The 22,180-nt window shown below is 55.4% G+C and carries 22 protein-coding genes; 9 read left to right on the forward strand and 13 right to left on the reverse strand.

Annotation, left to right across the window (positions count from 1 at the left end):
* Positions 1–4: 4 nt before the first annotated feature.
* A complete protein-coding gene (locus tag GGR95_RS09625; protein WP_184565241.1) occupies positions 5–673 on the forward strand; it encodes a DsbA family protein in 669 nt (222 codons plus the stop codon).
* Positions 673–1,785 (forward strand): CaiB/BaiF CoA transferase family protein, encoded by a 1,113-nt coding sequence (locus GGR95_RS09630; protein WP_184565243.1) that lies wholly within the window; start codon positions 673–675, stop codon positions 1,783–1,785. Before GGR95_RS09625 ends, GGR95_RS09630 begins: the two co-directional genes overlap by 1 nt.
* 31 nt (positions 1,786–1,816) lie before the next feature.
* On the opposite strand, the gene lpxK is transcribed toward GGR95_RS09630, so the two are convergent.
* The 6 genes from lpxK to GGR95_RS09660 all read right to left on the reverse strand — a co-directional run bounded on the left by lpxK (position 1,817) and on the right by GGR95_RS09660 (position 8,128).
* Complete coding sequence (lpxK, locus tag GGR95_RS09635) at positions 1,817–2,809, reverse strand: tetraacyldisaccharide 4'-kinase (RefSeq protein ID WP_184565245.1); 993 nt, start codon at positions 2,807–2,809, stop codon at positions 1,817–1,819.
* Positions 2,809–4,041 (reverse strand): 3-deoxy-D-manno-octulosonic acid transferase, encoded by a 1,233-nt coding sequence (locus GGR95_RS09640; RefSeq protein WP_184565246.1) that lies wholly within the window; start codon positions 4,039–4,041, stop codon positions 2,809–2,811. The genes lpxK and GGR95_RS09640 overlap by 1 nt, the downstream gene beginning before the upstream one ends.
* A gap of 7 nt (positions 4,042–4,048) precedes the next feature.
* Positions 4,049–4,291: a DUF4170 domain-containing protein gene (locus GGR95_RS09645; RefSeq protein ID WP_184565248.1), complete on the reverse strand. Its 243-nt coding sequence runs from the start codon at positions 4,289–4,291 to the stop codon at positions 4,049–4,051.
* 72 nt (positions 4,292–4,363) lie between these two features.
* Positions 4,364–5,140: a 3'(2'),5'-bisphosphate nucleotidase CysQ gene (locus tag GGR95_RS09650; RefSeq protein ID WP_184565250.1), complete on the reverse strand. Its 777-nt coding sequence runs from the start codon at positions 5,138–5,140 to the stop codon at positions 4,364–4,366.
* Positions 5,127–6,473, reverse strand: coding sequence for a TldD/PmbA family protein (locus tag GGR95_RS09655; protein ID WP_184565252.1), 1,347 nt, complete (start codon positions 6,471–6,473; stop codon positions 5,127–5,129). Before GGR95_RS09655 ends, GGR95_RS09650 begins: the two co-directional genes overlap by 14 nt.
* A 119-nt stretch (positions 6,474–6,592) precedes the next feature.
* A complete protein-coding gene (locus GGR95_RS09660) occupies positions 6,593–8,128 on the reverse strand; it encodes a DUF2125 domain-containing protein (RefSeq protein WP_184565254.1) in 1,536 nt (511 codons plus the stop codon).
* A gap of 167 nt (positions 8,129–8,295) precedes the next feature.
* Between GGR95_RS09660 and GGR95_RS09665 the strand changes: the two genes are divergently transcribed.
* From GGR95_RS09665 to GGR95_RS09680, 4 genes are all read left to right on the forward strand, one after another.
* On the forward strand, positions 8,296–9,042 hold the full coding sequence (locus GGR95_RS09665) for an SDR family oxidoreductase (protein WP_184565256.1): 747 nt from the start codon (positions 8,296–8,298) through the stop codon (positions 9,040–9,042).
* The gene (locus GGR95_RS09670; protein ID WP_184565258.1) at positions 9,039–9,647 is read left to right on the forward strand and encodes an enoyl-CoA hydratase/isomerase family protein; all 609 of its coding nucleotides are present in this window, start codon (positions 9,039–9,041) and stop codon (positions 9,645–9,647) included. The genes GGR95_RS09665 and GGR95_RS09670 overlap by 4 nt, the downstream gene beginning before the upstream one ends.
* Before the next feature lie 275 nt (positions 9,648–9,922).
* Positions 9,923–11,254: a mechanosensitive ion channel family protein gene (locus GGR95_RS09675; protein WP_184565260.1), complete on the forward strand. Its 1,332-nt coding sequence runs from the start codon at positions 9,923–9,925 to the stop codon at positions 11,252–11,254.
* Positions 11,251–12,432 (forward strand): TIGR03862 family flavoprotein, encoded by a 1,182-nt coding sequence (locus GGR95_RS09680; RefSeq protein ID WP_184565262.1) that lies wholly within the window; start codon positions 11,251–11,253, stop codon positions 12,430–12,432. Before GGR95_RS09675 ends, GGR95_RS09680 begins: the two co-directional genes overlap by 4 nt.
* On the opposite strand, the gene GGR95_RS09685 is transcribed toward GGR95_RS09680, so the two are convergent.
* The 5 genes from GGR95_RS09685 to GGR95_RS09705 all read right to left on the reverse strand — a co-directional run bounded on the left by GGR95_RS09685 (position 12,429) and on the right by GGR95_RS09705 (position 17,639).
* Complete coding sequence (locus tag GGR95_RS09685) at positions 12,429–13,022, reverse strand: glutathione S-transferase family protein (RefSeq protein WP_184565264.1); 594 nt, start codon at positions 13,020–13,022, stop codon at positions 12,429–12,431. The genes GGR95_RS09680 and GGR95_RS09685 overlap by 4 nt on opposite strands.
* Before the next feature lie 12 nt (positions 13,023–13,034).
* On the reverse strand, positions 13,035–14,039 hold the full coding sequence (gene holA, locus GGR95_RS09690) for a DNA polymerase III subunit delta (RefSeq protein WP_184565266.1): 1,005 nt from the start codon (positions 14,037–14,039) through the stop codon (positions 13,035–13,037).
* Entirely contained in the window at positions 14,036–14,521 is a 486-nt protein-coding gene (lptE, locus tag GGR95_RS09695; RefSeq protein WP_184565268.1) for an LPS assembly lipoprotein LptE, read from the reverse strand. Before lptE ends, holA begins: the two co-directional genes overlap by 4 nt.
* The gene (gene leuS / locus GGR95_RS09700) at positions 14,508–17,069 is read right to left on the reverse strand and encodes a leucine--tRNA ligase (RefSeq protein WP_184565270.1); all 2,562 of its coding nucleotides are present in this window, start codon (positions 17,067–17,069) and stop codon (positions 14,508–14,510) included. Before leuS ends, lptE begins: the two co-directional genes overlap by 14 nt.
* Before the next feature lie 87 nt (positions 17,070–17,156).
* Complete coding sequence (locus GGR95_RS09705) at positions 17,157–17,639, reverse strand: DUF3576 domain-containing protein (RefSeq protein WP_184565272.1); 483 nt, start codon at positions 17,637–17,639, stop codon at positions 17,157–17,159.
* 271 nt (positions 17,640–17,910) lie between these two features.
* Here GGR95_RS09705 and GGR95_RS09710 point away from each other — a divergent pair, with 271 nt between their 5' ends.
* Positions 17,911–18,810, forward strand: coding sequence for a porin (locus GGR95_RS09710; RefSeq protein WP_184565274.1), 900 nt, complete (start codon positions 17,911–17,913; stop codon positions 18,808–18,810).
* Between the two features lie 100 nt (positions 18,811–18,910).
* On the forward strand, positions 18,911–19,564 hold the full coding sequence (locus GGR95_RS09715; protein ID WP_184565276.1) for a YggS family pyridoxal phosphate-dependent enzyme: 654 nt from the start codon (positions 18,911–18,913) through the stop codon (positions 19,562–19,564).
* Here GGR95_RS09715 and GGR95_RS09720 read toward each other — a convergent pair.
* Positions 19,561–20,055 carry a L,D-transpeptidase family protein gene (locus GGR95_RS09720; RefSeq protein WP_184565278.1) on the reverse strand — a complete coding sequence of 165 codons (495 nt, stop codon included), beginning with the start codon at positions 20,053–20,055 and terminating at the stop codon, positions 19,561–19,563. The two genes, GGR95_RS09715 and GGR95_RS09720, sit on opposite strands and share 4 nt — an antisense overlap.
* A complete protein-coding gene (ribA, locus tag GGR95_RS09725) occupies positions 20,052–21,131 on the reverse strand; it encodes a GTP cyclohydrolase II (protein WP_184565280.1) in 1,080 nt (359 codons plus the stop codon). The genes GGR95_RS09720 and ribA overlap by 4 nt, the downstream gene beginning before the upstream one ends.
* A 165-nt stretch (positions 21,132–21,296) precedes the next feature.
* Here ribA and GGR95_RS09730 point away from each other — a divergent pair, with 165 nt between their 5' ends.
* Complete coding sequence (locus GGR95_RS09730; RefSeq protein WP_184565282.1) at positions 21,297–21,983, forward strand: response regulator transcription factor; 687 nt, start codon at positions 21,297–21,299, stop codon at positions 21,981–21,983.
* The last annotated feature ends 197 nt before the right edge of the window (positions 21,984–22,180 follow it).

The raw sequence follows: 22,180 nt of genomic DNA on the forward strand, positions 1-22,180 counted from the left end.
TTATATGAACCGTAGAAATATCCTGCTCGGCGGCGTTGCCGTTTTCGGCTTTAGCGCTTGGAACATGACAAGCGGAAGTTTCTTTGACGCATCGCGTCTTCCTGGTGCGGCAAATGCCCAGACCGCTGACGCGGAAGTGGATACATCTGGCATCGTCGAGATGGTTATTGGAAATCCTGATTCGACAGTTGAAATCATTGAATACGCGTCTTTCACCTGCCCGCATTGCGCCACCTTCCACGCAGGTCCGTTCAAGCAGCTGAAAAAAGAATACATCGACACAGGTAAAATCAAATTTGTGTACCGTGAAGTATACTTTGACCGCTTTGGTCTGTGGGCATCCTTGGTTGCGCGTTGTGGCGGTCAGGCGAAATTCTTTGGCATCGCAGATATGATCTATGCAGGCCAATCCCAATGGACCCGCGCAGGAGAACCAGCGGCGATTGTAGAAGAGCTGCGCAAAATTGGGCGTCTGGCGGGGATGGATAACGACAAGTTGGAAGCCTGTTTGCAAGATGGTGAAAAGGCGCAGGCTTTGGTCGCGTGGTTCCAGAAAAACTCTGAAGCTGACGATATCGATAGCACACCCAGCTTTGTCATCAACGGCAAGAAATACTCCAACATGAGCTACGACGACATGAAGAAAATCATCGACGAAGCACTGGAAAGCTAATGGCGTCCCCGCTTGCAGGGCTCAAAGTAGTTGAGCTGGCCCGTGTTCTTGCTGGCCCTTGGGCAGGTCAAACCCTGTCCGATCTGGGGGCGGAAGTAATCAAGGTGGAAAGCCCCGATGGAGATGATACGCGCCAATGGGGCCCCCCCTTTGTTGAGCGGGATGAAGACCGCTCAGCATCGTATTTCCATTCAGCCAACCGTGGCAAAGCCTCGGTTGTGGTCGATATGCGCACGGACGAAGGTAAGGCAAAGCTGAATGCCTTGCTGGAAGACGCCGACATTCTGATCGAGAATTTTAAAACGGGTGGCTTGGCCAAATACGGCATGGATTTTGAGAGCGTGCATGCGCGCTTTCCCAAGCTGATTTACTGCTCGATCACCGGTTTTGGGCAAACGGGCCCTTACGCGCAACGTGCGGGGTATGATTTTATCATCCAAGGCATGTCCGGCCTGATGTCGATCACCGGAGAACCAGACAGCCAGCCGCAAAAGCACGGCATGGCGATCACAGATATTTTTACAGGTATCTATGCCAGCACGGCGATTCTGGCCGCTGTGCATCAGCGCGGCAGCACGGGTGTTGGTCAACATATCGATATGGCGTTGCTGGATTGTGCCGTGGCGATCACGGGCAATCAGGCCATGAACTATCTCGTTAGTGGAAAGGCTCCGACACGGTTGGGCAATGCCCACCCAAACTTGACGCCTTATGAAGTGTTCGAGACATCCGATGGTCACCTCATCATTGCCACAGGAAATGACGGGCAGTTCCAACGGCTTTGCAAACTGCTGGGGTTGGACGATATGGCCAGCGATCCCGATTACCTTAAAAACGCTGATCGTGTGGCGCATCGTTCTGCGATGAATGCGCGGATTGAAGGCGCAACACGTCTTCGCACCCGTGATGATTTATTGGCCGCATGTGAAGCGCATACAGTGCCGGCTGGCCCGATTAACACGCTTGAAGATACCTTCAACGACCCGCAAGTAAAAGCACGTGATATGTTGATCGAGATAGACGGGGTGCCGGGGGTTAGATCACCCTTCAAGTTTTCTGGGGCAGAGTTGTCGCTGACGCGCCCTGCACCGAAATTGGGCGAGGACGATTAAAAGGCGAGCCGGAGTTCTCTAAAATTCCGGCTCAGGCTTCAGTCTCGGCGATCTTTTTCAGAGCGTCCCAAAGGCCGTTTTTCTCAGGCATTTGCAGTCTGACAGGCAAAGTAATTACCTTTGTGCGGAAGGCAGGCGGCAGGCGCACTGCGTCTTTCTCTGTGGTGACCAATTGCGCTCCATTTGCACGGGCGTCTGCTTCTAAACGGCCCAGCAGTGCCGATGTCAGCGGTTGGTGATCCTCTAGTGGTTCGGCATGTACCAGCGTCGCGCCGAGACTGCGCAAGGTTGCAAAAAACTTCTCGGGGTGGCCGATCCCTGCAAAAGCAAGAAGCGGTGTATCTGTCCAGTCCATTCCTGTTTGCAGCGGCACCAGTGCGGCGCAGACATGGGCAAGGTCATGAGGCAGTTCAGATAGATCAAAGGCAGCCTGTGCCGCCTCATCCCCTATGGAAAGCAACAGATCGGCGCGGGCCAAACCCGTTTTAACAGGTTCGCGCAGGGGGCCTGCGGGTAGGCACAGTCCGTTGCCAAAACCCTTAGCAGCATCCACCACGACGATGCTTAGGTCATAGAATAGCGCAGGGTTTTGGAAACCGTCGTCCAGTACAATTGTCTTGGCGCCTGCATCTTGGGCCGCTTGCGCCCCTGCGGCGCGGTCACGGGCAACCCAGACCTCTGCAAATGCGGCCAGCAGTAGGGGTTCGTCTCCGACTTGTGCCGCCGTATGCCGCGACGGGTCGACACGAACAGGGCCTTCCAGAGTGCCGCCATAACCACGCGAGATGATATGCGGTTCAAGGTAGAGGTCGCGCAAGCGCTCGACCACGGCGATCACGGTAGGGGTTTTGCCTGTGCCACCTGCGTTGATGTTGCCCACGCAAATCACAGGCACATCCATCTTTTGTGGATTGCCTTGCGCCAGTCTGCGGGCGGTGGCCCGCGCATAAATTGCGCCTAAAGGCTGCAATAACCGTGCGCGCAGGTCAGGGCGGGGTTTATGCCAGAAATCAGGGGCGCGCATCAGTTCATCACTTGCTGTGCATCCAGCGTGTCCTGCACCAGATCGGAAATTCGGTCGGTCAGGGCAGCGCCTTCGCTGATAACATCCCAACCTGCGTGGGCCATGATCGCTGCTTGGTCCGGTGCCACCAACCGCGAAACGGCCATGCCCAGTGCGGCACTGTCATTGATGATACGCGCCGCGCCCGCAGAGGCCAGCCGTGAATAGCTTTGCAAATGCCTGCCCACACGTGGTCCATAGAGGATGGCCGAGCCGAGGGCCGCCGCCTCTAGCGGATCAACACTTGCATGTCCCACCACCAGCGAGCCACCTAAGAAGGACACGGGGGCCATGCGGTAAAAAAGCCCGATGTCATGTGGGTCTTCGGTGATCAGCACTTGGGTTGTTTCATCGGGATAATTGCCATCATCCCATCTTACCACCCGGAACTCTTGCTCGCGGCATTGGTCGTAGGCCTCTTGTGCGTCAAGGTCGCCCGAAGGGCGTAGCACCAGCAACAGGCGGTGCGACAGGCGAAGCGCCTGCCGATGCGCAGCCAGTATGGTTTGCAGTTCTGCGCGGTACAACCCATTGGCAAACCAGATGGCGCGACCAACGCAAGAGGCAGAGAGGTCAGCCAAATCGGTCTCGTTGCAGGGCAGGGCTTGGCTGCCAGCTTGCAAGGATGTGGTGATTTCTACGTCGTCTTTGCCCAAACCCAATTGGACCAAACGTCGCGCAGCGGCAGGGGTGCGTGCCATCACAGCAGTAAATAAAGGCAAAAGCGCGCGGGCAACGTCAGGCATCCAGCGATCACGACGGCCATCAAAACCGCTGGTATCTGCATTGATCAGGAACAAGGGGCAGTGCCGTTCAGCGGCGGTTAGGATTAGGTTGGGCAGCAGTCCACCCCAAGTCCAGACACAGCAATCGGGTTTCCAGTGATCCAGAAATGCCGCGACACTGATCGGGTGATCGTCGCAAATCTGGCACATAAATAGCCCCGCCGTTTGCTGGGTTTGTTCAACCTGTTCCTGATTTGGAAGGGTGGCGACCGAAATCAGGACGTGCAGCCCCTGACGGCTGGAAATCTGGCGCTGGGCAAGATCCTGAACAGCAATATATGATGCAGGTTCTGCACAATGAATCCACAGCAGTTCTCCCGCAGGGCGAGAGGCGTCAAAAACCGGCAGCCGTGCGTCTCCGCGCCGTGTAAGCGCACGGTAGGCAGATAGGCCAAGTGATCCGGCCATAGCCTTCCTAGCCCAGTTCTTCGGTGGAGGATGCCGGTGTTTCTTCGTCGCGCAAACGGTGCAGGTGGGCGATGAAATAGCGCATATGCGCATTGTCTACGGTGCGTTGGGCTTCGTTCTTCCATGCGTCATAGGCAGACGCATAGTTTGGAAAAATACCAACAACATGCAGGTCATCGACATTCTTAAAGACGTTTTCGCTGGGAGTTACCAACTCGCCGCCAAAGACAAGGTGTAAGCGCTGGGTCATGGTATAGTTTCCTTTGAAAGTTCTTGGTTCGTGTTTGCACGGCGCAAGCCTATGCCGTCAAGCAAATGGATGTCAGGCCAGTGCATCAAGCAGGGCCGCGTGGATTAAGCCACCGCCAGCAACCACGCCGTCAAGGCGCGGATCGGCACTGTTGAAACGCAAGGATGCACCGCGTTGGTTGCTGATGGCCCCGCCTGCCTCGGCGACAATCAAAGCGCCTGCTGCGATGTCCCACTCCCAACTGGGGCGCAGGGTTAGCATGCCGTCAAATTGCGCCTGCGCGACCAGCCCCAAGCGGTAGGCGAGTGACGGGCGGTAGGCTGGCTTGAAAACGGGGCAAACGCCACTGCGCCACATCTTGGCTGCCATGGTGGGTTTTGCGGCAAGGATGGTTGCATCTGCAAAATCCGTGACAGCGGAGGTCTGGATTGGGACACCATTCAGATAGGCCCCTTTGCCCCGCGCAGCGGTATAGAGCAGATCACGCATGGGCAGATAGACTACTGCCGAAGTGACTTGGCCAAATTCAGCGACAGCGATTGCATGGGCCCAAGTATCGGCCCCTTCTGTAAAGCTGCGCGTGCCATCGATGGGATCAACGATAAATACGCGATCATGGCCCAACCTGATGCTACTGTCTTCGGTTTCCTCAGACAGCCAGCCATAGTCGGGGCGTGCTTGGCGCAAGACCTTATGCAACAGGTCGTTCACGGCCAGATCAGCCTCGGTCACGGGGCCTGCGCCGTCGGGTTTATCCCAGCGTTTCGCCGATTTTCCGACGAAGCCGGTAGCGACATGGCCTGCCATGCGCACAGCTTCGATCAAGAGGGGGAGGTCAGCTGCCGGCAATCGTCATCCCCGGAACCAGAAGCGACGGTACAACACGGCTTAGATGAGTACGCGCATCATTGGCTGGTATAATCGCCAGCAGCATGTCCCGCAGATTGCCCGCGATGGTACATTCATTGATCGCATGGGTGACTTCGCCGTTCTCGATCCATAGACCAGCGGCCCCGCGTGAATAATCGCCAGTGTTGGGATTGATCGTAGAGCCGATCATCGAGGTCACCAATAGGCCAGTGCCCATGTCGCGGATCAAATCTGCGCGGCTTGCGGTGCCTTGGGTCAACTCCATGTTCCATGAGGCGGGGGAAGGCGCAGACCCTGTGCCGCGTGCGGCATTTGCGGTGGAAGGCATGCCCAATTGGCGGCCAGTTGTTAAATCTAGTGTCCACCCTTGCAAAACACCGTCTTCGACAACGGCACGTTTGGAAGTGGGGAGGAATTCACCGTCAAAGGGGCGGCTGCCACCTATGCGCGGGCGGTGGGGGTCTTCCAGCAGGGACATGCCTTGGGGTAAAACCTGCGTGCCCATCGCATCGCGCAAATAAGAGGCACCTCGTGCAATGGCGCTGCCGTTGATGGCGCCTAAAAGATGCCCGATCAGCGAGGTTGCAATGCGTTCATCAAACAACACAGGAAATGTGCCTGTGGGTGGTTTGCGTGCATCAAGACGCAGCAATGCACGTTCTGCCGCTGTTCGGCCAATCTGGGCGGCGTCGCGCAGATCACTTTGGAAAATGCGACTGTCGCCGTCATAATCACGCTCCATCCCCGCGCCTGTGCCTGCAATGGCAACGCAGCTAAGCCCGCGATTTGTACGGCGATACCCCCCAGAAAAGCCGTTTGAGCCCGCCAGATAGATGTCGTTTGCACCATATCCCGCGCTTGCGGATTGCACTTGGCTGATGCCTTGCACGCCAAGTGCGGCGGCTTCTGCCTGTGCGGCGTCTTCTTGCAGTGCGGCTGGTGTTGGCTCGTCTGTGGGGTCTTGCAACTCAAGCGCTGCGACATCCCAATCCGTTGCGATTTGGGCGGGATCAGCAAGGCCTGCATAGGGGTTTTCGGGGGCTTCGCGCGCCATGGCCACTGCGCGTTCCGCCATTTCGGATAAGGTCCGTGAGGAGGTATCGGAGGATGACACAAGGGCGCTGCGTTGGCCAACAAACACCCGCAGGCCGATATCTGTACTTTCGTCGCGCTGGGCCTCTTCCAATGTGCCGCCACGTACATCTACTGATAGCGATGTGCCGCGCACGGCCATAGCATCTGCTGTATCTGCGCCAGCGGCCTTGGCCGCATCCAGCATTTGCGCCGTGAGCTCATCAAGGGCTTGGGTCATCATACTCTCCTGATCAGGGGTTAGAGGTAACGGCGACGGGCGGTTCCCGCAAGAGCAGGGAGGAAAAGAAAAAGCGGCCCGAGAGGGGCCGCTTTCATAATTTGTTGACCTTTATGTGCCTATTTAAAGCGCTGGCCATTGGCGAGGATCTGACCCTCTTCGTTGAATTCGATCTTGGATTTCAACGTGTCGGGCGCATCACCCGGGACGGCAAACATGCCCATCATCATCCGCGCACCCATGGCCTGTTCGGCTGGCAAAAAGCCCATTGCAACCAGTTTGTCCATCAAGCCGTTTGCACCTGCAAGGTTGATATTGGCCTCGCCGAGCGGCTTGGGAAAGCCGGGCAGTGTGGTCATATCGGTATTGTCAAAGGTCACATCACCTGTCGCATCCAGTTTTGCGCCTACAGCGTCCACTACAAGGCGATCAATGCGCAGCGCGTGCAATTCGCCAGGTTTGGTGCCGTTTTCTGCCATTGCTTCCATCGTTTCAGTGTCCAGCGCATCTACTAGTACTTTGGCTTTGCCGCTGAGGTCCAATGCGATGGTTGCAGGATCGCGTGGCAATTGGCCCGCAGAGTCGAACAGCGCCCAGATGATATCAGACATTTTGAATTCAGTGGCATTGAAGGCCAAGGCGAAATCCTGAGGATCGTCGGATTTCATCAAAGGCATGTTCAGTTGAAATCCAGACTTGACCATTTCCGCAGACAACGGAAAGGGAAGCCCTGCAATCTGCGCGCCAACCTGAATATCTTCGGCAGCGACGTCATAGCTGATACCGTCTTGGCCTAGTGATACGTCAGCCGTGGAACTGGCCGAAGCGGTTTTGAAGTTTGTTTCGCCTTCTTCAGAAATCAACACCATCTCTGTTTCAGTGCTATTTGCTGTGAAAGTACCAGCAAAAGCCAAGCCTGCTGTGAGCAATGGCACGATGTCTTGCGTCTGCATGTCCATATCGGCAGGGATGTTTGCCGTGCCAGCAAAAACGATATTTTTGCTGGTGGTTTTGACGGCAAAAGATTCGACATCATCAGCTTCTTTGAACTGGGTGCTATAGGTCAGCGCGCCGATTTCCGCGCTTTGCTCATAGCTGCGCAGGGGAGCGGTGATCACTTTGGTCAGTGATTTGGCATCCGTGCCTTCCAGCGTAAAGCGTGCTTCCTCAGGTCCCATGGTCGTCCCATCGACCAGTAGGGATTTCAGGGTCGCACCAAAAACATCTGCTGTATAGTCATAAGACATTTCTTCAACATCACCGCTGACCGTCATCTTCTGGCCGCTGTGGGTGTAGTCAAGCGCGATTTGTGTGGGCTTGTCAGTGCTTTTGGGCTGAATGTCGATTGTGATAGGCATTGTGTTGGCCATCACGACATCCACGGTGCCATCGCGGTTTTCGACAAATTGCAATGTGCCCATGCTGACGGTCATCTTTTCGATGTCTGGTCCATCTTTCATTTCAACCGATATGTCATTCACAGACAGCGTATTGCCCGAGGCAGTCTCGCTTGCTGTAACGACATAGCCCATGCCCTCCATGTAGGAACGCCAATCCCCCCAAACTTCGGCAGCAGTGACATCTGCGTAGGCGGCATTAGCCAGCATTGAGAGGCCAATGGCCGTGGTGGATAGCAAGGTACGTGTTGACGTCATTTCAGAAATCCTAAGAAGTTCGCATTTTCGCGCAAACGTCTGGTAAAGCGCGGGGCGGGTCAAGAGCGTAGATCGCGTGGCGGGAGCGGGCTGGTCATGGCGCCCCAAGCGCGTTACCTATTCCAGCAAGATACACGTGATAGCCTGAAATTACAGGGAGAATACGAATGGATATGACCTCAAAGACAGTAATGATCACGGGTGCAAGCCGTGGTATCGGAGCCGAGGCTGCGCGGGTTTTCGCCAACGCAGGGGCGAATGTCGTGCTGTTGGCACGGTCGCAAGACGACATTGCGGCGCTGGCGGGCGAGATTGGCGAACGCGCCATTGCGATCCCGTGCAACGTTGCGCGCTATAGCGAGATGGCAGCAGCCGTTGCGATTACAGTAAAAGAATTCGGCGGTCTGGATGTGTTGATCAACAATGCTGGTGTCGTGGACCCTATTAGCAATCTTGAAGGCGCAGATCCTGACGCATGGGGGCAGTTGATTGATATCAATGTGAAGGGTGTCTTTAATGGTATCCACGCGGCGCTGCCTGCTTTGAAAGAGGGCGGTGGATCGGTGCTGACGATCAGTTCGGGTGCTGCGCATAATGCGATTGAAGGCTGGAGCGCCTATTGCACTTCGAAGGCAGCGGTCAATATGCTCAATCGGTCTTTGCACCTAGAAGAGTCAGCCAACGGCATCCGTGCCATTGGCCTGTCTCCCGGCACTGTAGCGACAGAGATGCAGCGCAAGATCAAAGCTTCTGGCATCAATGCTGTCAGCCAGTTGGATTGGGACGTGCATATTCCTGCGGATTGGCCTGCAAAATGCCTGCTGTGGATGTGCAGTGCCGAAGCAGACCAGTATTGCGGCGAAGAAATTTCCCTGCGCGATGATGACATTCGTCGGGCGGTGGGCCTGATATGATCGAACTGGCGCAAAGCGGTGGCATCTGGACGGTGACGATCAACCGTCCAGAAAAGGCGAATTCCCTGACTGAAGACATGTTGCGCGAACTATGTGAGATCATGGAGCGTGCAGGCGATGCGCAGGCAGTGATCCTGACTGGGCGTGGTAAGGTCTTTAGCGCAGGGGCCGATCTGGATGCCGCGCGTGCAGGTCTGGCCGTGTCTGATCTGTGGGAGCGTTTGTCGGCTGCGATTGCCGCGCTGCCGGGTTTGACCATTGCGGCTTTAAACGGCACGCTTGCAGGCGGGGCAACAGGCATGGCGCTGGCGTGCGACATGCGCATTTCAGTGCCCGCAGCCAAATTTTTCTATCCGGTGATGAAGCTGGGTTATTTGCCACAACCAAGTGACCCGATACGCATGTCAGCCCTGATTGGGCCTGCACGCACCAAGCTGATTTTGATGGGTGGTCAGAAAATTACTGCAACAGAGGCGTTAATGTTTGGCTTGGTTGATCGTCTGGTCGAAGCCGAAGACCTGATGGAGGCGGCGCACTCAATCTGCGCTGATACCATAGCCGCACCTCAAGACATCGCCCGGACAATCAAGGCGATGTGCAGTTAAATCTGCGTAATACTGTGCCGTTGGTGTTAGATCAGCGGCACAAAAGGCACGTCACATGCCGTTAGAAGTAAAAGGGATGTGAGGATAAAGATGATACGCATGGGATAGGTCCTGTATGGATGCCCATTCGGGCGGTTTTTCTGGCACATATCATGCTCTGACCCTTTGCGTATAGGCTTTTTACCGCCTGAGCCTGATATAGGGGCCACTTGATCCTTTTGGGTTGCTGGTCCAAGAGAATGCAGGACGCAGACCAGACACAAAAGGGCGCTGAAATGAATTTCGACCTCACGGAATATCCACCTATCGTTCAGCAAATTGCCGGATACGGGGTGCAGGGCTATGATCTGGCGATGGGGTGGCTGCTCAGCCCTGCCGCGTGGTCGCAATTTGCCATTCTCGTGGGGGCCTATCTATTTGCGGTTCTTATTGCGCGGCGTCTACGGCCTGCGTTGAAAACGCTGATCGATCCACAAGACAAACAAAACATGTTCACAGCACCACGCTTGTTCATGATGCAGTTTTTGCCACTGATCCTGCCGCTGCTGGCCTATGCGCTGACGGGGATCGGTGAGCAGGTTGTCCGCACGATCTTTGATACGGGGGCAGTGATTGCCTTTGGTAAACGCGTCTTCTTGTTCCTTGCGGTGCGGGCGTTTGTGCGTGACATCCTCAAGGATCCGTTTTTGCAACTGTTGGGCCGCTTTATGATGCTGCCCATCGCGGCGCTGTATACCTTTGGTTTACTAGATGTTGTGACCCTGCAATTGAGCGAAACTGTTGTCGGCGTCGGGAATATTCGTTTCTCGCTGATCTCGGTGGCACGCGGGTTGATCGCGGGATCACTGCTGTTCTGGTTGGGGCAATGGTCTAACAGTCAAACATCCGCATTGATCGAAAAACAGGAAATGCGCCCCTCTATCCGGCAGCTTCTGATCAAAACGGTTGAGTTCATGATCTTCGGTTTCGCTTTCTTGGTGCTGATGAACATTATGGGCATCAATCTGGGCGCGTTGGCTGTTTTGGGCGGTGCCATTGGTGTCGGTCTTGGTTTTGGTCTGCAAAAGATTGCGTCGAATTTCATCTCGGGTGTGATCCTGCTGGTCGAAGGGCAGGCGACGGTTGGTGACTATGTTGAGTTGGACGGCGGTGAATCTGGCAAGATTGTCAAAATGACCGCACGTGCCGCCATTCTGGAAACCTTTGATGGCCGCTGGATTGTTGTTCCCAACGAGGATTTCATCACCACACGGGTGGTGAATTTTTCTGATCAAGGCTCGGCCAACCGGTACGAAGCGCCGTTTTCGGTCAGCTATGACACCGATATTAACTTGGTCCCTGCGATCATCGAGGCCGCGGTGAGCACACACCCCGAAGTCCTAGACCTGCCCTATCCGCCAGATTGCGAGCTGCGCGGCTTTGGCGACAGTGGCATTGATTTCGCTGTAGAATTCTGGGTCAACGGGTTGGACGATGGGCCGAATAAATACACTTCGGATGTGTTATTCTTGATTTGGAATGCGCTGAAGGATAACGGCATCGAAATTCCCTATCCGCACCGCACGATTGAGATTAAGGGCAATAAACAGATGGGATTACCTGAATGAAGCATGCTGTCGTAATTGGGAGTGGCCCAGCGGGGCTGATGGCGGCGCAGGTCTTGGCGCAGTCGGGCATCTCGGTAACTGTCTGTGAGGCAAAGCCCTCGGTTGGGCGTAAGTTTTTGATGGCGGGCAAGTCGGGTTTGAACATCACCAAGGCCGAGGCGATTGAGCCGTTTCAAGCGAGCTATACCGAGGCTGAGCCGTGGCTTGCGCCTATGTTGTCGGCGTTTGATCCCGATGCTGTGCAGGCTTGGGCGGGTGATCTGGGCCAAGAGTTGTTCACCGGAACAACGGACCGCGTATTTCCCAAAGCGATGAAGGCATCGCCGCTGCTGCGTGCGTGGTTAGCGCGGTTGGACACGCTGGGCGTCACGCTGAACACGCGCTGGCGCTGGACGGGTATTGAGGGAAACATGCTGTGCTTTGACACAGCGGAAGGGCCACAAACCCTGCAAGCGGATGCAACGATTTTGGCGCTGGGGGGCGCCAGCTGGCAGCGGCTAGGCTCGGATGGGGCATGGTCGGAAATCCTGTCACCGCTTGGCGTGTCGCTTGCCCCGTTTGCGCCTGCAAATGCGGGTGTCACGGTGGAATGGTCCGCCTATATGGATAAACACCTTGGTGCTGCGCTTAAGGGAATTGCTTTGCGTTCTGGCCCTTATGCGTCGCGCGGAGAAGCTGTGCTGTCGCGGCGCGGGCTTGAGGGCGGCGGCATTTATTCGGTGTCACGCGGCGTACGTGAGGGACATCGACTGGTTGTGGATCTGGCCCCTGATCAAACTGTCGCGGCTTTGATCGCCAAACTGTCGAAACCACGTGGCAAGAACACATTGACCAACCACATCCGCAAAGCGTTAAAACTGGACGCGGCCAAGATTGCCCTGATGCAAGAGGTGGTTGTGCCCTTGCCGCAAGAGCCTAAGGCGCTGGCTTTGCTGATCAAGTCACTACCCGTGAAACACGCAGGGCTGCGCCCGATGGATGAAGCCATTTCAACCGCTGGCGGTGTGGCGCAGGCGGCTGTGAATGAAGCCCTGATGTTGAACGCCTTGCCGAATGTCTATGCGGTTGGGGAAATGTTGGATTGGGAAGCACCGACAGGTGGCTATCTGATCACGGCCTGTTTGGCGACAGGGGCGTGGGCGGGCCACCATGCGGCAGCCCGACTGAACGCCGTTTAAGCAGTATCGTGGGCGCGGGCTGCTTTGAAGCTGTCGCGTTTGCGCAGGCTAGCAGCCCATTCGCCTAGACGCGCGTCAACAGGGTCAAACCCCGCGCCGATGGACCAGTTGATGCAATGCACAGCCAATAAATCAGGCACGGTGATCGCATCGCCCATTAGGAACGGCCCGTCGAGGCGGTTGGCCAGTTGCGTGGCCGAACGGCCAAATTCTGCTTTCAAACTGTCTTTGATTACAGGCACACGCTGATCCTCTGGAAAGACAAAACTGTGTTTGGCAGCGGCCCATAGGATCGCATCGAATTCATCAATCAACCAGAACAACATCGCATCCTGACGCGCACGGGCGGCGGTGCCTGCGGCGGCGGTCAATGCTCCGTGTTTGTCTGCTAGATACTGCATGATCGCAACAGAATCGGTCAGGATCTCTTTCCCGTCCAACAATGCGGGGATCTTGCCTGAAGGGTTGAATTTGCGTGCTTCTTCGGACCTTGGTGCCGCTGGGTTCACTTCATAGGACTGGCCCAATTCTTCCAGCATCCACATCACTCGAAAAGCACGGGATTTCACGCTGCCGATAACTGTATACATCTGTCTTTCTCCCTAGCCCCGACTTGCTCCATACATAGCCAGTCGGATAAATGTCCGCTCGATGATCGCCATCGCGGGGGCGGTTTGTCCTGCCGAGCGGAGTTGCAGGTCTGTGTCTGTCAAAATACCCAAAGCTGTTTCCAATTTGGCCGTACCCCAATCTCGCGACTGACGGCTGACGCGATCACGGTCGCGCACACCCCAAATAGGCGCACCGGGGTTACAGGCCACGCGGTGCAGCGTGCGAAAATGGCGCATCGCCATGATGCTAAGGGTCACCGCATTCACACCCTGACTTTGCAGGCGGGTCATCAAGGGGCCGATCTGGGTGGCGTGTTTTTCCGCGACGATGTTCAGGATGTCATCGACGGCGGCTTCTACAGATGCAGGTGCGCAAGCGGCGATATCCTCCAGTGAAACAGGTGTGCCAGTGTCGCTGAGTTTATACAGCGACAGCTTTTCCAGCGTTTGGCGAAAGTCACCGGGATCAAGGTTACGGGCCAAATCCTCTAATGCTGCCAATACGGGGCCTTCGGCTTGCAGCTTGGCCTCCTTCAGCAACCGCTCGATCTCGGCGCGGTCAGGCGGGTCATCGAAAATCCCCCAAGCATAGGCCTCGCGGTGGCCCTCAAATGCTTTCAGCAATTTGGAAGTCTTTTTCAAATCACCCGCTGTGATGACCAACTGTGCATCGCCTTCACGCCAATCTTGCATGGTTTCAATGATGGTCTGCGCAACCAGCTCGTTTGCGCCCTCCACAAAGGCCGCGCGAGGGCCGGGGAAAAATCCGACGGCTTTGATGGCATCCATCAGCAAAGCAGGTTCGCGGCGTAAATCACCTGCGGGGATACGCGTCAGGCGCATTTCCTCTTCAGCGGCAGGGCCGAGAAACGCTTTTAGGTATTCTTGACGCTTGAGCGCCACACGCATGGAATCACTGCCATAGAGGAGCAAGCCAAGCTTGTCCTTGGGCGGTTTCGCTACAATGCCTGCACCGTCACGCCGCCCTAGTTTCATTCAGGCAAGTCCACGACATATAGGCGGGTGGTGATCTGGTCACCCAGAATCACCATCAAACGCTCCAATGCGTCACGTTCAGCAGCAAGAGTTGCAACTGTTGTGCCGATTGCAGAGTAGGCGGTGAAGTTCTCAATTTTGCCCGAAGTTACAATCGTCCCCGTGGTGGTGTCGCGTAAAGCATATGCAACGCGGCCAACGAGGTTAAAGCGGACCGTATCACCAGCCGAGTTGATGGCCAGACCGTTTTCGTAGGTCGCAATGTCGATGTCCAATCCATAACGCGGATTGCTACCACTACGCCCTAGCTGTGTTTCCAGATGGCGGGTCAGCAGATAGCCGGACTGAGTCGACGGCTCTTGTACCAACACCTGATTCCGCAATCGCGTGCCTGCCCCCTCCGGCCCATAGACCGGAGTGAACCCGCAGGCGGCCAGCGCCAAGGGAAGGGCAAGTAGTGTTCGGCGGTTAAACAACGACATTCACAATCCGTCCCGGTACAACGATCACCTTCTTGGGTGTTCCACCGTCAAGGATACGGATCACAGCCTCATGAGCAAGAGCCAGCTTTTCAACTTCGTCTTTTGGCATATCCGCAGGCACATCAATTTCGCCGCGGCGTTTGCCGTTGACCTGAATGGGCAGGGTGACGGTATCGTCTTTTAACATGGCTTCATCAGCGACAGGCCAAGGCGCAGTGGCAATCAGCCCTTCGCCGCCTTGATTGGCCCAGATGTCTTCGGCCAAATGCGGCGTCATCGGGGACATCAACTGCGCAAGCGTCATGACTGCTTCGCGCTGCGCGGCCTTACTTGCTTTGGATTTTTGCAATGTGGCGGTAAAGCCGTACAGCTTGGCGATGGCCGCGTTAAAGCCAAAGCTTTCAATCGCCATGGTCACGTCATGGGTCGCTTTGTGCATTTGCTTGAGCAATTCTTTATCGTCGTCGCCTGCATCGCTGTCTTCCATCTGGCTGATCTTGTCGCAGATGTTCCAAACACGGCCCAAATGTTTATATGCCGCTTCCGCACCCGAGGCAGTCCACTCGACATCGCGTTCGGGGGGCGAATCGCTCAGAACAAACCAACGGGCTGTATCAGCGCCAAATGCAGAAATGATGTTCAGCGGGTCGACCACGTTGTTTTTGGACTTGGACATTTTGGCGGAAGGGATGATTTCAACCTCTGCACCACCTTCTTTCAGGAAGGCCTGATCACCTTTTACTTCCACTTCCTCGGGGTAATGGAAGACGGGGCGGTCATCGGCACCGATGGTTTTATAAATCGCATGTGTCACCATGCCTTGGGTGAACAGCGCGTTAAACGGCTCAATCGCTTTTTGCGGCAAATGGCCTGTGATCTGCATCGCCCGCGCAAAGAAGCGGGCATAAAGCAGGTGGAGAATCGCGTGTTCAACACCGCCGATGTACTGATCGACGTTCATCCAGTATTCGGCGTCATCCATATTTGTGGGCGTATCGGCGTGTGGCGCGGTGAAACGTGCGTAATACCAAGACGAATCCACAAAAGTATCCATGGTGTCGGTTTCACGCTGTGCAGCTTTGCCACAAGACGGGCAAGGTGTGGTGCGCCATTCTGTGTGGCGGTCCAGCGGGTTGCCTGGAATGTCAAAGGTGACATCTTCGGGCAGCTTAACCGGAAGGTTTTCTTTCTTTTCAGGCACCACGCCGCAGTCGTCGCAATGCACAACTGGGATCGGGCACCCCCAATAACGTTGGCGCGACAGGCCCCAATCCCGCAGGCGGAACTTGGTCACACCTTGGCCAACACCTTGAGATTCGCAAAATGCGATGGCAGCGTCGATGGCTTCTAGGCCTGTCTGCCACGGTTCACCTGAGAAACCACGGTTATAGAATACCTTTTCGGTTTTCTGCGGCACATAGGCTTCGGTCAATTCTTCTGAGGCATCCTCGGACGGCAGGTATGTCGAAATGATCGGCAGGTCGTATTTTGTGGCAAACTCGAAATCACGCTGATCATGGGCAGGACAGCCAAAGATCGCGCCTGTGCCGTATTCCATCAAGATAAAGTTGGCGATGTAGACGGGTAGTTCCTTGGAGGTGTCAAAGGGATGGCGGACGCGAATCCCTGTGTCCATACCCAGCTTCTCACCTGTTTCAATGGCTTCTTCCGTTGTGCCGCCTTTGCGGCACTCGGCGACAAACGCGGCGACATCGGCACTGTCACGCTCTAGCAGCTTGGCAATCGGGTGATCAGGAGAAATTCCAACAAAGGACGCGCCTAACAGGGTGTCGGGGCGGGTTGTGTAAACCTCAATCTGGTCATGTCCGCCGGGCGCATTCACGGTCGAGAACGAGAATTGCAAACCGCGCGATTTGCCGATCCAGTTTTCCTGCATCAAACGTACTTTGGCGGGCCAGTTTTCCAGCGTGTCCAGCGCACCCAACAATTCATCCGAGTAATCGGAGATTTTGAAGAACCATTGCGTCAGTTCGCGGCGTTCAACTAATGCGCCAGAACGCCAGCCGCGGCCCTGTTCAACCTGTTCGTTGGCCAGAACGGTCATATCGACGGGGTCCCAGTTCACCACTGCGTTCTTGCGATAGATCAGGCCCGCTTCGATCATATCAATGAACATGGCCTGCTGGTGTTGGTAGTAATCAGGGTGGCAGGTTGCAATCTCACGCGACCAATCCAGCGAGAAACCCAGCGGCTTCATCTGATTCTTCATGTCTTCGATGTTCTGGAAGGTCCATTCGCCGGGGTGGATACCCTTTTGCATCGCGGCGTTTTCAGCGGCCAGACCGAAGGAATCCCATCCCATCGGGTGCAAGACGTTAAAACCCTTGGCCAGCTTGTACCGCGCAATCACGTCGCCCAGTGTATAGTTGCGCACGTGGCCCATATGGATGCGGCCCGACGGATAGGGGAACATTTCCAACACATAATACTTTGGCTTGTCGGCCGAGCGGACAGCCTTGAAGATTTCGTTCTGCTCCCAAGCGGCTTGCCAGCGTGCTTCGATCTCGGAGGGGGTATAGCGGGTCATGTTCGGGCCTTTTTACGCAGCAACGCCGGACGTGTGGTGATCACAAGGCCCGGCGTTGCACTATAACATTAATTGGTGGAAGGGCGGTTAGAGCTTGTTGTCTGCAATACGAAGTTCACGCGCACGCGACAGGATAGCGTCCTCAACTGCGCGGCTGGTGGCCGCGCTGACGGGGCCGCTGCGCGATTGCAGCGATAGATTGAGCGAGCGCGCATCAAGGGAAGGATCGTCGATCAACACGGTGGCGCGGTACGCACGGCCGCCACCCGGAGGTGTGCCGTATCCGGTGACGATCACGCCTGTGAAGGGATCAACGGACTGTACAGGTAAGAAGCCAAGCACTTCGAGCGAGGCGCTCCACAAGTACTTGTTAACCAGAACAACGCTTTCGGTGCTGCCTTTGTTGAAAAGCGACCAGATTGTTTTGTTAGGGTCCGTTTCGATGGCGCCACGGCCTTGGGGGTTACTGGCGGGGGTATCTCTCCCAGAAGAAGACCCACTGCCGCATGCTGCTAGGCTGCCGCATATTATCGCAATTACCGCGATGTTCCGAGCTTTGATGCGCCCCATATCTACTACCCTCTATGCCGTTTTGTAATGCAATACCCAAGCAGGGGGATTTGAGCAAGGTATATGTATACTACTGTTACTATGCGCAGTGCATTGGCCTGTGCTGTCCCCGGACAATGCGAAGTGTGGCAAAGCTGCACCATCATTGATTGCAATTTTCGGAGGGCGGCAGGTTTGCTTGCTAAACGGGTGGGGGAGGCTCAAAAGAGGCTCATACCTAGATCGGAATTCCCCGGTCGGGTCCTTTAGAATTCAAACCGAGGGAAAACTCATGAAAAAAGTTCTCTTCGCGACAACCGCTCTGGTCGCAACAGCTGGCGTTGCCGCCGCAGACATCACATTCTCCGGCTACGGTCGTTTTGGTGTTCAGTACACAGACGATGGTACAAACGATTCTCTGGACGTGACAAGCCGTCTGCGTCTGCAAATCGACGTATCTGCTGAGTCCGATGCTGGCGTTACATTCGGTGCACGCACACGTTTTCAGACTGCTGAAGGCGAAGGCGACACAGGCATGAACGGCGTTCGTTTCTTCGCACGTACAAACGGTTTCGAAGTTGGTGTTGGTAACATCTACGGCGCGCTGGAAAACATGCCAGGCATGTACGACATCGATCTGGGCCTGACCGGTCTGGGTTATGACTACACAGCATTTAACTCACGTGGCGATGCATACTCCTCCAGCGGTGCAGGCAACTCCGGCGATAACGGCATCGAAGTTATCTACTCTGTAGGCGATTTCAAAGCACACGTCTCTGCTTCTGAAACCAGCGACCGCATCGCGGCTGTTGCGTCTTACAACTACAACGGCTGGACAATGGCCGCTGCTGTACAAGACTCCGACAACGATGTTGACACCGAGTGGGCATTGTCCGTTTCTGGCAACTTTGGCCCAGCCATGGTTTCCTTGGCATACGCAGCCAACGGCGACGAAGACGATGTAGTTAATGGTGTTCAAGGCGGTGATCACATCGTTCTGGCCGCACGTTTCGACATCGGCGCAGCCACAAACATCGAAGCATACGTTGCTGACGCGGATTACTTCGCTGAAACATCCTATGGTATCGACTTCAACCACGACATGGGTGGCGGTACATCCTTGCGCGGTGGTGTTGCTTCCTTGGGCGACGACACAACACGTGCCGATCTGGGTGTTCGCTTCAACTTCTAAGTTGAACAACATTATCTAAATGATTTGGGGCAGACTTCGGTCTGCCCCTTTTCTTTTGCGCATTGCTGTTATTTGTAGGCCCTAGAATAGGAGATGCCTTATGACACTGCGCGACATCACAGATAAAATTGCCAAAGCCGAAATATCTGCCGGGCGGCCAGCCGGATCTGTCTCACTCATCGCGGTGAGCAAGGTACAACCCGATGAGCGGGTTGAGGCCGTGCTGCAAGAAGGCCAACGTGTGTTTGGCGAAAACAAGGTGCAGGAAGCCGCAGGCAAATGGCCTGCGTTCCGTTCGCAGTTCGAAGGTGTCCAGCTTCACCTGATCGGGCCATTGCAAACCAACAAAGCGCGGCAGGCGATGGAGCTGGCGGATTACATTCACACGCTTGATCGCCCTAAACTGGCACAAACACTGGCGCGGCTGGCGCAAGAGTTGGGGCGCTGCCCTGATTTGTTCATTCAGGTGAACACAGGCGAAGAAGATCAAAAAGCCGGTATTCTTCCAGCGGATGCGGACGGCTTTATTGCGGAATGTCAGGCGCTTGATCTGCCGGTTCGCGGATTGATGTGCATCCCTCCAGTAGATGAGGAAGCCTCTTTGCATTTCGCGCTGCTGGCAAAAATCGCCGCGCGAAACGGACTGTCTGGTCTGTCGATGGGGATGAGCAGTGATTTTGAAAAGGCGATTGCGCTGGGGGCCACACATATACGTGTTGGATCAGCGATTTTCGGGGATCGCGTCGCGGGTTAAGCCACGATGAGACGGGTGCCAATGCGAATCTGTGCCGCAATCGCGTGAAGATTGCGGCGCGAAAATGCGATGCAGCCTTCTGTCGGAAAACCGGGTCTGCGATATTGGTGGATAAAAATTGCCGATCCTCGCCCCGCCACCGCATTGGGCCAATTCCAGTCCGTCAGAATCACCAGATCATACAGCGGGTCAGAACGGCGTAGCTTTTCATGGCTGGGCAAGTACGGGGCGCGGACCTGAGTGTTATAGTGTTGGTCATTTGGATCATCAGACCACAAATCAAGCGGGCCAATAGGCCGCGCCCAAGGTCTGGGTTGTGCCAGTCTGTCGGGGCGGTAAAGCATGCCGACAATTTGGTGCATCCCGCGTGGGGTGGCACCATCACCTTCGCGTTTGGACTGTGAAGTCCCACCTTTACCGATGGTACAGGGCCATAGCCTGCCCTGAAATCTCACACCCTTCGGGGTGAGGACCAGATCATCAGAGGTCACAGAAAATGCCCTGATTTCGAAGCTTTGGTGGCTAGATATTTGGCGTTGTGGGGGTTTTCACCCACGGCCAGAGGTACACGTTTTGCAACAGTTATGCCGCTATGCGCCATCATATCGACCTTGCGAGGGTTATTGGTGAGGAGTTGCACAGAAGAAAACCCCATCTTCTTAAGGATATCCGCCCCGAGCCGGAAATCTCTCTCGTCATCCTCAAATCCCAGCCGATGATTGGCCTCAACAGTGTCAAACCCTTGATCCTGCAGGGAATAGGCGCGCATCTTATTCGCCAAGCCAATGCCGCGACCTTCTTGGTTAAGATACAGTAAAACGCCACTGCCTGCCTTGCCCATCTGAATCATCGCCGCGTGAAGTTGCGGGCCACAGTCACATTTCAGGCTGCCCAGCACGTCGCCCGTAAAGCAGGCCGAGTGTAATCTGCAAAGAACCGGTGCGCTGCGGTCAGGGCGGCCGATCTCAATGGCATAATGCTCTTCGCCACCGTTTTCCGGGCGAAAGACATGAAGCTGCCCTGCGTCCGATGCCTCCATTGGCAAACGGGCATGCACAACCGAATGAAGCGGGCTATTGGCCTGCAATAAAAGCGCAGCGGCCGCGCTGTCTACGGCGGTCAGCGAATGGAACGCTGCAAATGCCGCTGGGTGGTCAAGCGCCAAAATCACTGCAGCAGGGAGCAACCGCGCAGATTTGACGAGATTCAGAGCTGTCTCATGGAGGTCGGCGCTGCCCTCACGTCCTGTAATGAAGGGACCCTTCATTGGGGCGCTCAGATCATCAGCGGGGTCTGCAATGCTGTGGACCCATTTTAATGTGGCATCGCTTGGCAAAAGGATGCGCGCCAGCGTCCCATCATAAGCCCGTGCTTTGAGCGTTTGTGCCCGCCGCGCTGTGATCGCAAGAACGGCCTGCCCGTCCAATGTCATCATATGTGCCAGTCGATCCTCAGTTAACGTTTCTGCCGCCAGCACAAGGATATTTCCAAGGATGACAGGCACGCCCATACGCAAATCCGCACGCGCACGTGCCAGCATTTCGGTTACATCGGGTGTGAAGGGCATAGAAATGTTACAACTCATCGGATCGGTTAAGACATATCTAAGGCATGACCCGAGGAATTGAAACATTCGACCGCTTTTGTGACACGCGTATGTGAGGCGGCAGGGCGGCCCCTTGCTGAACGGCCCCAAGGCTATATCTATAGGTTAACAAAACGGAGACTGAACATGGCACAGCTCAAGAAAATTCTGCTGGTAGATGACGATGACGACCTGCGCGAAGCGCTGAGCGAACAATTGATCATGACCGAGGACTTCGACGTGTTCGAAGCCGCAAATGGTGCTGATGCGATGAGTCGCGCCAAAGAAATGATCTATGATCTGCTGATTCTCGATGTGGGCCTACCTGATACCGATGGCCGCGAGTTGTGTCGCTTGCTGCGCAAGCAAGGGATCAAAAGCCCAATCATGATGCTGACAGGCCATGATGGCGATGCGGATACCATTTTGGGTTTGGATGCTGGCGCGAATGATTATGTCTCCAAGCCGTTCAAATTCCCTGTTCTTCTGGCCCGCATCCGCAGTCAGCTGCGTACGCATGAGCAGTCGGAAGATGCGATTTTCCAGTTGGGGCCATATACGTTCAAGCCGTCGATGAAGATGTTGATCACCGAGGACGATAAAAAAGTCCGCCTGACGGAAAAAGAAACCAACATTCTTAAGTTTTTGCACCGCTCTGCCGAAGGTGTGGTGGCGCGCGATGTGCTGTTGCATGAAGTCTGGGGCTATAATGCGGGCGTTACGACTCACACATTGGAAACGCACATCTATCGTTTGCGCCAGAAGATTGAGCCCGATCCAGCGAATGTACGTCTTTTGGTCACTGAATCAGGTGGTTACAGATTGATGATCTAAACTGGGGAACTTTCTTAACCCCTACGTGTTACTCCAATAACAGACAGGCTTTTTTCATGAGTTTCCTGTCGGTTTGAACCCGAAGCAGAGTGGCCGGGGTAATTGCCACTCGTTCCCTCCCTGTTGGACTTGGCCGGGCCTTTGTGCCCGGTCTTTTTTTGCGGTGTTTATGGTGGTTGCCGCAAGCCGCTCACGTT

Source organism: Sulfitobacter undariae (genome assembly GCF_014196805.1).
GTDB classification, from domain to species: Bacteria; Pseudomonadota; Alphaproteobacteria; order Rhodobacterales; family Rhodobacteraceae; genus Sulfitobacter; species Sulfitobacter undariae.

Excerpts from the sequence above, each read along its gene's own strand:
- GGR95_RS09705 (WP_184565272.1), bottom strand. The coding sequence starts at position 17,639 with ATGGGGCGCATCAAAGCTCGGAACATCGCGGTAATTGCGATAATATGC.
- GGR95_RS09685 (WP_184565264.1), bottom strand. The coding sequence starts at position 13,022 with ATGTATACAGTTATCGGCAGCGTGAAATCCCGTGCTTTTCGAGTGATG.
- GGR95_RS09680 (WP_184565262.1), top strand. The coding sequence starts at position 11,251 with ATGAAGCATGCTGTCGTAATTGGGAGTGGCCCAGCGGGGCTGATGGCG.
- GGR95_RS09645 (WP_184565248.1), bottom strand. The coding sequence starts at position 4,291 with ATGACCCAGCGCTTACACCTTGTCTTTGGCGGCGAGTTGGTAACTCCC.
- GGR95_RS09670 (WP_184565258.1), top strand. The coding sequence starts at position 9,039 with ATGATCGAACTGGCGCAAAGCGGTGGCATCTGGACGGTGACGATCAAC.
- GGR95_RS09730 (WP_184565282.1), top strand. The coding sequence starts at position 21,297 with ATGGCACAGCTCAAGAAAATTCTGCTGGTAGATGACGATGACGACCTG.
- GGR95_RS09640 (WP_184565246.1), bottom strand. The coding sequence starts at position 4,041 with ATGGCCGGATCACTTGGCCTATCTGCCTACCGTGCGCTTACACGGCGC.
- ribA (WP_184565280.1), bottom strand. The coding sequence starts at position 21,131 with ATGCCCTTCACACCCGATGTAACCGAAATGCTGGCACGTGCGCGTGCG.
- leuS (WP_184565270.1), bottom strand. The coding sequence starts at position 17,069 with ATGACCCGCTATACCCCCTCCGAGATCGAAGCACGCTGGCAAGCCGCT.
- holA (WP_184565266.1), bottom strand. The coding sequence starts at position 14,039 with ATGAAACTAGGGCGGCGTGACGGTGCAGGCATTGTAGCGAAACCGCCC.
- GGR95_RS09665 (WP_184565256.1), top strand. The coding sequence starts at position 8,296 with ATGGATATGACCTCAAAGACAGTAATGATCACGGGTGCAAGCCGTGGT.
- GGR95_RS09630 (WP_184565243.1), top strand. The coding sequence starts at position 673 with ATGGCGTCCCCGCTTGCAGGGCTCAAAGTAGTTGAGCTGGCCCGTGTT.
- GGR95_RS09660 (WP_184565254.1), bottom strand. The coding sequence starts at position 8,128 with ATGACGTCAACACGTACCTTGCTATCCACCACGGCCATTGGCCTCTCA.
- GGR95_RS09715 (WP_184565276.1), top strand. The coding sequence starts at position 18,911 with ATGACACTGCGCGACATCACAGATAAAATTGCCAAAGCCGAAATATCT.
- GGR95_RS09655 (WP_184565252.1), bottom strand. The coding sequence starts at position 6,473 with ATGACCCAAGCCCTTGATGAGCTCACGGCGCAAATGCTGGATGCGGCC.
- GGR95_RS09710 (WP_184565274.1), top strand. The coding sequence starts at position 17,911 with ATGAAAAAAGTTCTCTTCGCGACAACCGCTCTGGTCGCAACAGCTGGC.
- GGR95_RS09625 (WP_184565241.1), top strand. The coding sequence starts at position 5 with ATGAACCGTAGAAATATCCTGCTCGGCGGCGTTGCCGTTTTCGGCTTT.
- lpxK (WP_184565245.1), bottom strand. The coding sequence starts at position 2,809 with ATGCGCGCCCCTGATTTCTGGCATAAACCCCGCCCTGACCTGCGCGCA.
- GGR95_RS09675 (WP_184565260.1), top strand. The coding sequence starts at position 9,923 with ATGAATTTCGACCTCACGGAATATCCACCTATCGTTCAGCAAATTGCC.
- lptE (WP_184565268.1), bottom strand. The coding sequence starts at position 14,521 with ATGTCGTTGTTTAACCGCCGAACACTACTTGCCCTTCCCTTGGCGCTG.